Origin of the sequence: Azospirillum sp. B4, from assembly GCF_000333275.1 — a bacterium.
GTDB lineage: Bacteria > Pseudomonadota > Alphaproteobacteria > Azospirillales > Azospirillaceae > Nitrospirillum.
On the sequence record NZ_BACU01000722.1, the window covers coordinates 1 to 12,499 of the forward strand.

General features: G+C 67.3%; 13 protein-coding genes and 1 pseudogene. 5 read left to right on the plus strand and 9 right to left on the minus strand.

Going from position 1 to position 12,499, the window contains the following annotated elements; all coding sequences use genetic code 11:
• Both I55_RS32240 and def read right to left on the minus strand, forming a co-directional pair.
• Positions 1–215 (minus strand): annotated as a pseudogene (locus tag I55_RS32240) (methyl-accepting chemotaxis protein); the annotation flags it as partial.
• A 131-nt stretch (positions 216–346) separates the two neighbouring features.
• A complete protein-coding gene (def, locus tag I55_RS32245) occupies positions 347–886 on the minus strand; it encodes a peptide deformylase (protein ID WP_044564829.1) in 540 nt (179 codons plus the stop codon).
• Between the two features lie 343 nt (positions 887–1,229).
• Between def and rpsU the strand changes: the two genes are divergently transcribed.
• Positions 1,230–1,433 carry a 30S ribosomal protein S21 gene (rpsU, locus tag I55_RS32250; RefSeq protein ID WP_012567245.1) on the plus strand — a complete coding sequence of 68 codons (204 nt, stop codon included), beginning with the start codon at positions 1,230–1,232 and terminating at the stop codon, positions 1,431–1,433.
• Between the two features lie 186 nt (positions 1,434–1,619).
• Here rpsU and I55_RS32255 read toward each other — a convergent pair whose 3' ends face one another.
• From I55_RS32255 to I55_RS32265, 4 genes are all read right to left on the minus strand, one after another.
• On the minus strand, positions 1,620–2,222 hold the full coding sequence (locus I55_RS32255; RefSeq protein ID WP_049974729.1) for a methyl-accepting chemotaxis protein: 603 nt from the start codon (positions 2,220–2,222) through the stop codon (positions 1,620–1,622).
• Entirely contained in the window at positions 2,122–3,327 is a 1,206-nt protein-coding gene (locus I55_RS38870) for a hypothetical protein (protein WP_049974730.1), read from the minus strand. Before I55_RS38870 ends, I55_RS32255 begins: the two co-directional genes overlap by 101 nt.
• A 202-nt stretch (positions 3,328–3,529) precedes the next feature.
• Complete coding sequence (locus tag I55_RS32260; protein ID WP_044564830.1) at positions 3,530–3,871, minus strand: HNH endonuclease; 342 nt, start codon at positions 3,869–3,871, stop codon at positions 3,530–3,532.
• 44 nt (positions 3,872–3,915) lie between these two features.
• Positions 3,916–4,116: a hypothetical protein gene (locus tag I55_RS32265; protein ID WP_252181400.1), complete on the minus strand. Its 201-nt coding sequence runs from the start codon at positions 4,114–4,116 to the stop codon at positions 3,916–3,918.
• Positions 4,117–4,612: 496 nt separating this feature from the next.
• Here I55_RS32265 and I55_RS32270 point away from each other — a divergent pair, with 496 nt between their 5' ends.
• The 4 genes from I55_RS32270 (at position 4,613) to I55_RS32285 (ending at position 8,827) form a co-directional block, all read left to right on the plus strand.
• A complete protein-coding gene (locus I55_RS32270) occupies positions 4,613–5,824 on the plus strand; it encodes a Re/Si-specific NAD(P)(+) transhydrogenase subunit alpha (RefSeq protein WP_044564832.1) in 1,212 nt (403 codons plus the stop codon).
• Between the two features lie 6 nt (positions 5,825–5,830).
• On the plus strand, positions 5,831–6,259 hold the full coding sequence (locus I55_RS32275) for an NAD(P) transhydrogenase subunit alpha (RefSeq protein ID WP_044564833.1): 429 nt from the start codon (positions 5,831–5,833) through the stop codon (positions 6,257–6,259).
• Positions 6,260–6,274: 15 nt separating this feature from the next.
• Positions 6,275–7,684: an NAD(P)(+) transhydrogenase (Re/Si-specific) subunit beta gene (locus tag I55_RS32280; protein ID WP_044564834.1), complete on the plus strand. Its 1,410-nt coding sequence runs from the start codon at positions 6,275–6,277 to the stop codon at positions 7,682–7,684.
• 210 nt (positions 7,685–7,894) lie between these two features.
• Positions 7,895–8,827: an alpha/beta fold hydrolase gene (locus I55_RS32285; protein WP_083901626.1), complete on the plus strand. Its 933-nt coding sequence runs from the start codon at positions 7,895–7,897 to the stop codon at positions 8,825–8,827.
• A gap of 16 nt (positions 8,828–8,843) precedes the next feature.
• On the opposite strand, the gene I55_RS32290 is transcribed toward I55_RS32285, so the two are convergent.
• From I55_RS32290 to I55_RS32300, 3 genes are all read right to left on the minus strand, one after another.
• Positions 8,844–9,755 carry an LD-carboxypeptidase gene (locus I55_RS32290; protein ID WP_252181401.1) on the minus strand — a complete coding sequence of 304 codons (912 nt, stop codon included), beginning with the start codon at positions 9,753–9,755 and terminating at the stop codon, positions 8,844–8,846.
• Positions 9,756–9,942: 187 nt separating this feature from the next.
• Positions 9,943–11,988, minus strand: a complete 2,046-nt coding sequence (locus I55_RS32295; RefSeq protein WP_044564836.1) for an aminopeptidase P family protein — start codon at positions 11,986–11,988, stop codon at positions 9,943–9,945.
• 60 nt (positions 11,989–12,048) lie between these two features.
• A partial coding sequence (locus I55_RS32300; RefSeq protein WP_148294096.1) for a sigma 54-interacting transcriptional regulator occupies positions 12,049–12,499 on the minus strand: 451 nt, incomplete at its 5' end.

Here is a 12,499-nt window from a genome sequence, read left to right on the forward strand (position 1 = left end):
GCGACACTGCCCCGGCCCTGCTTCAGCAGCGCCTGGCAGCGTTCCACCCGCTCCAGCGCCTGGGTGGCATGGTCCCCGGTAGCATGGGCGGCCCGCTGGATCTGCGCCATGGCGCTGCTGGATTGCTGGGTGGCGGCGGCCTGGACCTGGGCCCCCCGGCTGATCTGGTTGATGGCGATCAGGATTTCACCCGCCGCGCCGGACAGCTGCTGCACGGCGGCGGACAGTATCCCTTGCGAGGGGCGCGGGGTGGAACGCCCGCGCGGGGTCAATCCGTTACAGGATGGGCCAGTATAGGACGGCCGGACCGCCCGCCTCCACCCCCAAACATCGCCCCGCTTCGCGGTCAGCCCGGCAGCTTGGGCACCGACTCGGTACCGAAATACTTCATTTCCTCGGTAAAGCTGAGGAAACGCAGGTCATCCATCCGGTCCAGGTAAAGGATGCCGTCCAGGTGATCGCACTCATGCTGAACCACCCGCGCGTGGAAGCCCCGGGCCTCCCGCTCCACCACCGTGCCATCCAGGGCCAGGCCGCGATACCGGACGTGGTTGTGGCGGGGCACGGCGCCCCGCAGGCCGGGAATGGACAGGCATCCCTCCCAGCCGAACTGCATCTCATCCGACAGAGGCTCGATCACCGGGTTGACCAGCACTTGGGCCTCGACGCTCTCGCCGCCCGCGCGCTCCCCCGGGACGCGGAAGACGATCACCCGCCAGCCGACATGCACCTGGGGGGCGGCCAGGCCCACGCCGGACGAATCGACCATGGTTTCGATCATGTCCTGGGCCAGTTGGCGCACCACAGCGGGTATCGGCTCTTCCACCGGCACGGCCGGACGCCGCAAAACCGGGTGGCCCATGCGGGCGATCTTCAGGATGGCCAATGTTCCCCCTTCCCCCAGCGTCACGTGTCGTCTCGGCGGCCCCGCCCGGCGTGCCCCCAGCCGATATGGGGGCCGCCCTTTCAAGTTTCCATGGGATCGACCGGCTGTCACCCAGCACGCATCGTCCTGTCCTTTTGATCAGGCTCCAGGTTGATCAGGCTCCGGGCCTCGCCGCCCGCCCCTCCCGCCAACGCATAGGGGCTGCGCGCGGCCGCGACCGGAAAGGCTTCACAGGGCTGGATGCCTGTGTTATACCACCGGCCTCCGATCGGGCTGCCTGCGCGACCGTGCGTCTTGGCTATACCCCGTTAAACCTTTTCTCTGTTTGGAGTGGTGACGTCCCGTGCAAGTGCTGGTTCGTGACAACAACGTCGATCAGGCCCTCCGCGCTCTCAAGAAGAAGATGCAGCGCGAAGGCATTTTCCGCGAGATGAAGCTGCGTCGCAACTACGAGAAGCCCTCGGAGAAGCGCGCCCGTGAGAAGGCCGAGGCCATTCGCCGCGCCCGCAAGCTGCTGCGCAAGCGTCTGGAGCGCGAGGGCTACTAAGCCTCTCACGCGCCTTTTCTGGACGCACGGACGGAGCCGCCCCTGAGTGTCAGTGGGCGGCTTTTGTCATGTCCGCGTTTTGGAAGGGGGCAGCCCCCAGGCGCCGGCCGAAGAAAAACGGCCCGGAAGCGCTCCCGGGCCGTTTGCGTCAAAGTCGTGTGGGTCAAAGCGCTGGAAAGCGCCGGATCAGGCCGCGCTCATTTCCGTGGTGAAGGAACTGACCACCCGCTTCAGGCTGTCGGAGTCCCGCGCCAGCAGCGAGGCCGAGGATTGGACCTGGCAGGCGGCGGTCCCCGTGCTGGACGCCGCTTCCGAGACGCCGGCGATGTTGGTGGTCACCGCCTCGGTTCCCCGTGCCGCCTCCTGAACGTTGCGGGCGATTTCGTGGGTGGACGCCTCCTGCTCCTCCACCGCCGCAGCGATGGCCGAGGCGATGCCGCTGATGTCCTGGATGCGCTGGGCGATGGCCTGGATGGCCCCCACGGCACCGGTGGCCGCCTGGCGGATTTCGGTAACCTGCGCGCCGATCTCTTCCGTGGCCCTCGCCGTCTGGGTGGCCAGGCTCTTGACCTCGCTGGCGACGACGGCGAAGCCCTTGCCGGCCTCACCGGCGCGCGCCGCCTCGATGGTGGCGTTCAGCGCCAGCAAATTGGTCTGGGCGGCGATGTCGGCGATCAACCGGACCACATCACCAATACGCTCCGCCCCGGCGGACAGGGTCTGCACAACCTCGTCCGTATTGCGTGCCTCGGTGACCGCGTCGTTGACCGTCTCCATGGTGCGTCCCATCTGCCGGCCGATTTCCTGGATGGACGCCGACAGTTCCTCGGCGGCCGACGCCACTGTCTGCACGTTGGCGGAAGTCTGTTCCGCAGCGGATGACACGACCATGGACTGGCGGTTCGTCTCCTCCGCGTGTTGAACATCGCCTTGGCCGTGGCGTCAATCTCGTTGGCCGCAGCGGCCAAGGTGTTGGACAATTCCCCGATCTTGGCTTCGAAATCGCGGGTGATGCGGGCCGCCGGCTCCCCCGGGGGGGCTTTTTCTTCTGCTTGGGCTTTCGGGGGGCCTCCAGCTCCCGGGCCCTGATGAGACCAACCTTCAATTCGCTGAAGGCCCGGGCCATCTGCCCGACCTTGTCCCGCCGCTCCACACCGTCCATCTCCAGGGCGTAATTCCCCTGCCCCAAGCTCATCAAACCGCCCGCCACCCGCTGCAACGGACGGCCGATGCCGGTCACCGTCAGGTAGAACGCCACGCCGCCGACCAGGGCCAAGCCGGAAAGCACAACCGCGAAGACCAGCCAGATGGTGTTGATGTCCCCCGCGTGATTCTGCTGGGCGATGGCATCGGCGTCGGCGCGGATCGCGTCCGCCAGCTTGGCCTGGCGGTCCAACAGGCTCAACAGCGCCGGATCGCACTTGGGCCCCATCATGGTGGTGCTGATACGGACGTTCTCGTCGGCGTTGCTGGATTTTATCGCGGCGTCGACCGTCTGCCCGCAAATACCTTCCGGCGCAAGAAGGGCCCGCATCTCCTGCTGCAAGGTCGCGATCTCCAGCGCCCGGGAGGGCAAGGCTGTTTTCGCCTGTTCCATGAAGCCTTCATAGGCCTCGACACCTTTGCGATAGTTCGCGACAGCCTTGGCGTTGCCGGCGTCGTCGGTCACCGTCATGCCTTCGTAGATGGAGCGTTCGATGAACACCAGGCTGCGGTTGGCCCGCGCCACCGCCAAGGAGGCGGTGGACGCGCCGCTCAGCAGGCGGCCGTAACTTTCATCGATGGCCGCCATCCGCATGGCGGCAAACCCGAACGCCGCCAGGGAGAAAATGCCCAGCAATCCGAGCATGGTTAATATCTTGGCGACAATTCTGAAATTTGTGAAAGAGAACATTTATTCCTCCCGGATTCATCGCCAAGCAATCGAGGCCGAGGCGAACGATTGAATTCTCCGGGACGATCATCACCGCTGTTTGAATAACATTTCATTAATACGGCTTTAGGCCTATGCTTTTGGGCATAAAAGAGCGTGGCATCAAGATGGTTTTGCGAGGACACCAAAGCGCGTACGGGCACGCGCGCCAACCAGCCACGGTTCAGCGCCGTCGCGGTTCCGTCCGCGTGGTGAACTCCGGCGGCTTGTTGGCAACCCAGCGGATGAAGGCGGCGATGGCGGGATGGGCGCGCAGGGCCGCGACCGTGGCGTAGGGTCCGGCCAACTCACGCTCCGTCAACTCGGCATGGATTTTACGGTGGCAAACCCGGTGCAGCGGCACCGTCACCCGCCCACCGGCGCTGCGCGGCACCAGATGATGCTGTTCCACCGAGGGGCCGGGCACGAGCGCGCGGCCGCACAGCGCGCAGACGTCCGTTGGCACATCAGGGGCCGGCGATGCCAGCCCCTCCCCGCGATCGGTGAATTTGCGACTCCTGCGCACGTCCGTCCCACCCGGCCATCTTACGGCCGGGGGAGTATAGCGCCTCAATGGCGGCGCGCGCCGTCCTCACCAAACACCACCACGGGATAACCATGGTAGTTTTCCGGCGCGCCATGGTCCGGCGCCGTCACCCGCAGGTAGATCAGGCCCTCACCGATGCCGACCCCCACCACGGGACGGCCAGCTTCCGTCAGTTCCTTGAACAGGGCGCGTCCGGCCGCGGCCAGCGCATGGGAATCGGTCATCACATACTCTCTCGTCCACATGGGGCGCCCATCCCGATCAAAGCCGTTGCTGTCTGATGACGGTTCAACGGCCAATGGGCGAACACCGGGCGCAGTTTAACGGCGCGGCCGGCGCCAACGCCACCCCCATGTCCCGCATAGGCCTTTTTCGCCCCTTGCTTCCGGGTCCGTGCTCCCCGACGCTGGGTAGCAGGGTCACCCCGGCCCGATCGCATGGCCGGCCCTTATGGTAACCGGTGGACAATTCCACTTTTGCCTGTGCATCGTTGCGCCAGCGACGGGGGGAGGACATGCCGCACACACCTTTTGCTGCGGAGCATTGCGCAAATTGTGACGGTTCCATGCGCACGCCCCGCCGCTTCTTCACAAAGATTACCGGATAGGTCATGGTGACCCGGCGTCATCGCCCTTCGCGACCAAAAGAAGCTCGCGACTAAATTGAATCAGGCTGGCACCCCCAGGACCCGGGGGGCCAGGATCATGGGGAGCGTAACCAATGAAAATCGGCGTACCCAAAGAACGTCGACCGGGGGAACGGCGCGTCGCCGCGTCACCCGAGACGGTACGTAAATTCGTCGGGCTGGGCTTCGACGTCACCATAGAGACGGGCGCCGGCCTGGGCGCCGCCATCACCGATGACGCGTTCAAGGCCGCCGGCGCCACCATCGCGGCGGACGCCGCAGCCACGCTGGCCGACGCCGACGTGGTGCTGAAGGTGCAGCGGCCGGAGCCCGAGGAACTGGCGCTGATCAAGCGCGGCGCCAAGCTGGCCGCCATCCTCAGCCCCTATGGCGATGCCGACCGGGTGAAAAGCTACGCCGACGCCGGCATCGACGCCTTCGCCATGGAGTTCATTCCCCGCATCACCCGTGCCCAGAGCATGGACGTGCTGTCCAGCCAGGCCAACCTGGCCGGCTACCGCGCCGTGCTGGACGCGGCGTATGAGTTCGGCCGCGCCTTCCCCATGATGATGACAGCCGCCGGCACCGTGCCGCCGGCCCGCGCCTTCATCATGGGCGTGGGCGTGGCGGGCCTGCAGGCCATCGCCACCGCCCGCCGCCTGGGCGCCATCGTCTCCGCCACCGACGTGCGGCCGGCCACCAAGGAACAGGTGCAGTCCCTGGGCGCCACCTTCGTCGCGGTGGAGGACGAGGAGTTCCAGCAGGCGCAGACCGCCGGCGGCTACGCCAAGGAGATGAGCGCCGAGTACCGGGCCAAGCAGGCGGCCCTGGTGGCGGAAACCATCAAGAAGCAGGACATCGTCATCACCACCGCCCTGATCCCCGGCCGCAAGGCCCCGGTGCTGGTGACCGACGCCATGCTTCAGACCATGAAGACCGGCGCCGTGGTCATCGACCTGGCGGTGGAGCAGGGCGGGAATGTCGAGGGCAGCGAGCCCGGGAAGATCGTCGAGAAGTACGGCGTGAAGATCGTGGGCCACACCAATGTGCCCAGCCGCATCGCCGTGGACAGCAGCGCCCTCTACGCCAAGAACCTGCTGAACTTCCTGACACCCCTGGTGGACAAGGAAACCAAGGATCTCAAGATCGACTGGAATGACGAGATCATCAAGGGCACGGCCCTGACGCGCGACGGCGCGGTCGTCCACCCGACCTTCGCCCCGGCCGCCCCGGCAGCCCCAGAGGCGCCGGCGCCCGCCCCCACCCCGGCCGCCGACCCGGCCGCCGCGCCTGAGAAAGCGGAGTAAGCCCCCATGGACGCGCAAAACTACGCCAAGAACGCGGCCGACCTCGCCACCAACGCGCAGAAGCTGGCCGAGCAGGCCGCCACCGTGGCCAACCAGGCGACGCAGATCGCGACCGACCAGGCCCAGCAGGGCATGCCCTTCATCGTCACCGGCCTGACGGTGTTCGTGCTGGCCGTCTTCGTCGGCTACTACGTGGTCTGGCGGGTGACCCCGGCCCTGCACAGCCCACTGATGAGTGTCACCAACGCCGTGTCGTCGGTCATCATCGTCGGCGCGCTGATCGCCACCGGCGCCCACCACTTCGGCTTCTCCATGGTGATGGGCTTCCTGGCCGTCATCCTTGCGTCGGTAAACATCTTCGGGGGCTTCATGGTCACGCAGCGCATGCTGGCCATGTACAAGAAGAAGGCCCCCGCCCAGGGCGCCAAGAAGTAAGGGGGCCGGACCATCATGCTCATCGCGACTTCGCTCGCCTACCTCGCGGCCGCCGTGTGCTTCATCATGGCGCTGCGCGGCCTCTCCAGCCCTGAAACAGCCCGCACCGGCAACGCCTACGGCATCGCCGGCATGGCGCTGGCCATCGTCACCTCGTTGTTCGTGCTGCCCCAGTTCTCCTTCCTGGCGGCCGTGCTGATCATTATCGGCATCGCCATCGGCGGCACCGCCGGCGCCTACATCGCCCGCACCATCAAGATGACCTCGCTGCCGCAGCTGGTGGCGGCGTTCCACAGCCTGGTGGGCCTGGCCGCCGTGTTCATCGCGGCCGCCGCCTTCTACGCGCCGGAGGAATACCGCATCGGCACGGACGGCGACATCCATGTCGGCTCCCTGATCGAGATGAGCCTGGGCATCGCCATCGGCGCCATCACCTTCACCGGATCGCTGGTCGCCTTCCTGAAGCTGGACGGCCGCATGAGCGGCAAGCCCCTGGTCTTCCCAATGCAGCACCCGCTGAACGCGGGCCTGGCGGTGGGCCTGGTGCTGCTGATCCTGCTGCTGTGCACGACGCAGAGCGCCTTCTTCTTCTGGCTGATCATCCTGGTGTCGCTGGCCCTGGGCTTCCTGCTGATCCTGCCCATCGGCGGCGCCGACATGCCGGTCGTCGTCTCCATGCTGAACAGCTACTCCGGTTGGGCGGCCTGCGGCATCGGCTTCACCCTGCAGAACCCGCTGCTGATCATCACCGGCGCGCTGGTCGGCTCCTCCGGCGCCATCCTCAGCTACATCATGTGCAAGGGGATGAACCGGTCCATCTTCAACGTCATCCTGGGTGGCTTCGGCGGTGACGCCGCCGCCGGCGCCGCCGCCGGCCCGGCGGGCGACCGCAGCTTCAAGTCCGGCTCGGCCGACGACGCCGCCTTCATCATGAAGAACGCGTCCAGCGTCATCATCGTGCCCGGCTACGGCATGGCGGTGGCCCAGGCCCAGCACGCCGTTCGCGAAATGGCGGACATCCTGAAGAAGGAAGGCGTGGACGTGAAGTACGCCATCCACCCGGTGGCGGGCCGCATGCCCGGCCACATGAACGTGCTGCTGGCCGAGGCCAACGTGCCTTATGACGAGGTGTTCGAGCTGGAGGAGATCAACCGAGACTTCGGCCAGGCGGACGTCGCCTACGTCATCGGCGCCAACGACGTCACCAACCCGGCCGCCAAGACCGACCCCAACAGCCCCATCTACGGCATGCCCATCCTGGACGTGGAGAAGGCCAAGACCGTGCTGTTCATCAAGCGGTCCATGGGCGCCGGTTACGCCGGCGTGGAGAACGAGCTGTTCTTCCGCCCCAACACCATGATGCTGTTCGGTGACGCCAAGAAGGTGACCGAGGAGATCGTGAAGGCCATGGCCGGCGGCCATTGAGGAAACAGGGCATTGAGCCCCTTCAGTAGGTGCAAATGACCAGGCCCGGCGGATCGCTCCGCCGGGCCTTTTTCTTCGCGCGCCTGTGGCCAACCTCCGGTTTTGGCCATCAAGCGACAAGTTTGGGCTTAAGCCATCTATATCGCCCCCCACCCCGATCGCACCATGCCGCACCCCTGACCAAGGTCAGGAAGAATTGAGGAGGTGGTTATGGTCGAACGTTCATTCGGCGCGAAGATGCTCGGCGCTCTGGCAGGCCTGCTGATGGCGGCGCCAGCCACGGCGCAGGTGCAGCCCTTTACGGCAGATTTCCAGATCCAGGACATCAAGACCGCCGAGGCCACCTTCCATGTCCGGGTCGGCGGTCACGGCCCCGCTGTAATCCTGCTGCACGGCTATGGTGAGACCGGCGACATGTGGGCCCCCCTGGCGGCCGTGCTGGCGCACGACTATACGGTGGTCGTGCCCGACCTGCGGGGCATGGGCCTATCGTCCAGGCCGGAGGGCGGCTACGACAAGAAGACCCAGGGCCAGGATGTCGCCCATGTGCTGGACAGCCTGAAAATCGCCAAGGCCGACCTGGTCACCCACGACATCGGCAACATGGTCGGCTACGCCTTCGCCGCCCAGTACCCCGACCGGGTCACCCGCTTCGTCCTCATGGACGCCCCTTTGCCCGGCGTCGGCCCCTGGGACGACATCGTGCGCAGCAAGGCGCTATGGCATTTCTCCTTCCAGGGTCCGGACGCGGAACGGCTGGTGGCCGGGCGCGAGCGGATTTACCTGGACCGGTTCTGGAACGAGTTCTCCGCCGATCCCAAGAGCTTCAGCGAGGCGTCGCGCGTCCACTATGCGGCGCTGTACGCCCAACCCGGCGCCATGCATGCCGGCTTCAACCAGTTCGCCGCCTTCGACCAGGACGCCCGGGACAACAAGGTGTTCGTGGCCCAGGGCAAGCTGTCGATGCCGGTGCTGGCGATCGGCGGCGAGAAATCCTTCGGCCCCACCATGGCCGTCGTCATGCGCGCCGCCGCCACCAACGTCACGGAGGTGGTGATTCCCAACTCCGGCCACTGGCTGATGGAGGAACAGCCTGCCGCCACCATCGCGGCCATCCGCGCCTTCCTGGATAAGGGCCGCTGATCCTATCCGCTAGGCCCTACCCCACCACCCCGCTCTCCAGCACCGTCAGCGTCCGCGCCGTGGCGTCCAGGTGGGCCTGGACGCCCAGCGGCACCGTCAGGGTGTCGTCGGTGTGGCCCAGGGCCAATCCTGAGAAGACGGGGATGCCCAAATCGCCCAGCACCAGGTCGAACACCTCGTTCAGGCCATAGGGCGAGGCGTCGGAGGACTTGTCGCAGCCGGCGCAGGCGCCGACGACGATGCCGGCCGCCGCCTGGAGCTTGCCCGCCTGGCGCAGCGTCCACAGCATGCGGGCCATGGTGTAGGGCGCCTCGTCCACGTCCTCGAACAGGAAGATCGCCCCCTGGGTGTCGATCTCCCACGGCGTGCCCATGGCGGCCATGATCATCGACAGGTTGCCGCCCACCAGGCGGCCGCTGGCCTGGCCCGGCGCGATGGTGCGCAAGGGATAGGTGGGGCGCAGCGGATTGCCATCCTCCGGGTTGCGCAGCGGGCCCAGCGGCTCCGGCACGCAGACGGCGCGGCGCATGGCCTCCAGCGAATAGGGCGTGAACTTCTGCAGGCCCGGCATCCGACCATGGAAGGTGACCAGGCCAGCCTTGCGCGCGATGGCCAGGTGCAGCAGCGTGGGGTCGCTGAACCCCAGGATGACCTTGGGATTGCGGCGGATGAGGTCGTAGTCCACCCGGTACACGATCTCACTGACGCCATAACCGCCACGAGCGCAGAAGACGCCACGGATGGCGGGATCGGCGATGAAGCCGTGCAGGTCGCTGAGCCGCTCCTGGACGGACGCCTTGAAGGCGCGGGAGCGGTCCAGCAGATGGGGGGACAGCACCGGCACCAGGCCCAGGCCTTGGATGACGGGCGCCACGCGGTCGGCGACGGCGGGGTCGTAGACGGCGGTGCTGAGGTCCAGCACCCCCACCTTTGTCGCCCGCGCGCAACATCGGGGGCTGATCGGGGCAGGGCCACCGCCACGGCCGGAGCTGAAGACGCGATGACGGCTGCGGTGCCGGCTGTCGCCAGGAATGAACGCCGATCCACTGCCGCCCCCCTATCATGAGGACGGCAGCTTAAAGGATGCCGGCGAGCCCGCAAACCCGCCGGTTATTTCAGATCGGCGCGGTGGCGGCGGCCAGCCAGGCGGCGGCGTCCGCCTCCAGGTGGGGCCCCACCTTTTCCGCCACCCGGGCGTGATAGGCGTTCAGCCAGGCCTTCTCCGCCTCCGTCAGCAGTGACGGCTCGACCAGGGCGCGGTCGATGGGCGCCAGGGTCAGGGATTCGAACGCCATCATGGGATGATCGCCGCCCGGTATATCGGCGGCCGGCCGCACCAGCACCAGGTTCTCGATGCGGATGCCGTACTCGCCGGCGCGGTAATAGCCTGGCTCATTCGACAGGATCATGCCCGGCACCAGGGCCACCGCGTTCGGCGCCTTGGCGATGCGGGCCGATTCCTCATGCACCGACAGGAAGCTGCCCACACCGTGGCCGGTGCCGTGGTCGTAATCCAAGCCCTGGGCCCACAGGAACTGGCGGGCCAGGATGTCGATCTGCGACCCGGTGGTGCCCTTGGGGAAGCGCAGGGTGGCCAGCGCGATGTGCCCCTTCAACACCAGGGTGAAGTGGCGCTTGGCCGCCACCGGCGGCGTGCCGATGGCCACGGTGCGGGTGATGTCGGTGGTCCCGTCCAGGTACTGCCCGCCGCTGTCGATCAGGTACACGCTGTCCTTTTCCAGCACCCGGTTGGTCTCCGGCGTGGCGCGGTAGTGGACGATGGCGCCGTTGGGACCGGCGCCGGAAATGCTGTCGAAGCTGGTGCCCCGGAACAGCGCCTGTTCCTTGCGGAATTCGAACAGCCGGTCCGACGCCTCAATCTCCGTCAGCGTGCCGCCAGCGGCGGCGGTGCTGAGCCAATGGAGGAAGCGGGTCACGGCCACGCCGTCACGGGCGTGCGCGGCGCGGGTGCCGGCGATCTCCACGCTGTTCTTGGCGGCCTTGCGGAAGACGGTGGGGTCACGCTCCTTCACCACCTGGGCGCCGGCCTCGGTCAGCCGATCGAACACCCAGGACGCGGTCCAGACCGGATCCACCCGCACCTTGCCGCCGGCGACGCCCAGGGCCTCCAGGGCGCCGCGCAACTCTTCGGGCTTGCGCACGGAGACCTGGTTTCCCAGGTGAACCTCCAGCCCCGGCACCAGCTTGCGGCTGTCGATGAACAGGTCGACGTCACCGTCATTGGTCAGCAGAGCGTAGGACAGCGGCAGGGGCGTGTTGGGCACGTCGCCGCCCCGGATGTTCAACAGCCAGGCGATGCCGTCCGGCTGGGTCAGCACGGCCGCCAGCTCGCCATTGCGCTTCAGCTCCGCCGCGATCTCCGCCCGCTTGTCGGCGGAGGACTTGCCGGCGTGGGCCAGGGCGTGGGCAACCACCGGCCCCAGCGGCGCCGATGGCCGGTCGTGCCAGACGGCGTCCAGCGGGTTGGCGTCCACGGCCACCAGCTCCGCCCCCGCCCGGCCCAGCGCCGTCTTCATCCGGTCGATCCAGCCGACGGTGTGCAGCCACGGGTCATAGCCGATGCGCCCACCCTTCTTCACCGCGCCGGCGATCCAGTCGCCGTGGAAGGTTTCCGTCAGGTGGTGGCGTTCATACAGGCTGCCGGACACCTGGATCTGGGCCTGCAGGGTATAGCGGCCGTCGACGAAGATGGCGGCGCGGTCGCGCAGCACCACGGCGACGCCCGCCGACCCGGTGAAGCCGGTGATCCAGGCCAGACGCTCGCCCCGCGCCGGCACGTATTCGCCCTGGAACTCGTCAGCGCGGGGAATGACGAAGCCGTCCAGGTTCGCGCGGGCCAGTTCCGCGCGCAACGCCGCCACGCGGGCGGCGATGTCGCCGGTCTCCGGCGCCGGCGGCGCCTCGATCAAAGCCTTCAGCGCGGCCAACTGGGCCACCAGTTCCTCCGGCAGGTCGGCGCCGAACAGCTTCAGGAATTGGCCCGCGTCCACATCCTCCGGCGCCGCGCGCACACCGCGCAGCAGGTCCCGCACGGCGGCCACGTCACGGTCGATGCCGGCGGCCCTCAGCAGGTGGGCAAGCTCGGCATCGCCCCGGTAGGGCTCGGCGGCGGGAAGGGAGGAATGATGGGTGCTATCCACGGGACCAACGCCTCTCTCAGGGCCGCACGGGTGTGCCGCCGATTGATTTGGGGGACGAAGCTAGGACGCCGTAACGCCGTACGCAAGGACATGGAATCCCGGCGATATGGACCGAAACACAGCCGACCCCGGCTCGGGGCACACCGGTTCGGGGCGCAACGGTTCGGGCAGCATGGCGCGGGTCACCACCGGTCCGTCGTTCAACACCACCACATTGCGCAGGATGTTCTGCAACTGCCGGACGTTGCCTGGGAAGTCGTAGGCCTTCAGCGCCGACTCGGCATCCGGATCCAGGCGAACGAAGCTTTTGCCCTCCTCCTTCGCCATGTCCGCCAGGAAGTGGCGGGCGATCAGGCAGACGTCCTCCTCTCGCTCCCGCAAGGGGGGCAGGTGAATGGGCACCACATGCAGCCGGTAGTACAAGTCCTCACGGAAGCGCCCGGCCCCCACCTCGGCCAGCGGATCGCGGTTGGTGGCGGAGATGAAGCGGACGTCCACCTTCTCCATCTGC

What these genes read in the sequence shown, in the direction of transcription:
- I55_RS32255 (WP_049974729.1), bottom strand. Translation starts at nt 2,222, where the DNA reads ATGGGACGCACCATGGAGACGGTCAACGACGCGGTCACCGAGGCACGC.
- I55_RS38870 (WP_049974730.1), bottom strand. Translation starts at nt 3,327, where the DNA reads ATGTTCTCTTTCACAAATTTCAGAATTGTCGCCAAGATATTAACCATG.
- I55_RS32265 (WP_252181400.1), bottom strand. Translation starts at nt 4,116, where the DNA reads ATGACCGATTCCCATGCGCTGGCCGCGGCCGGACGCGCCCTGTTCAAG.
- I55_RS32270 (WP_044564832.1), top strand. Translation starts at nt 4,613, where the DNA reads ATGAAAATCGGCGTACCCAAAGAACGTCGACCGGGGGAACGGCGCGTC.
- I55_RS32275 (WP_044564833.1), top strand. Translation starts at nt 5,831, where the DNA reads ATGGACGCGCAAAACTACGCCAAGAACGCGGCCGACCTCGCCACCAAC.
- I55_RS32280 (WP_044564834.1), top strand. Translation starts at nt 6,275, where the DNA reads ATGCTCATCGCGACTTCGCTCGCCTACCTCGCGGCCGCCGTGTGCTTC.
- I55_RS32285 (WP_083901626.1), top strand. Translation starts at nt 7,895, where the DNA reads ATGGTCGAACGTTCATTCGGCGCGAAGATGCTCGGCGCTCTGGCAGGC.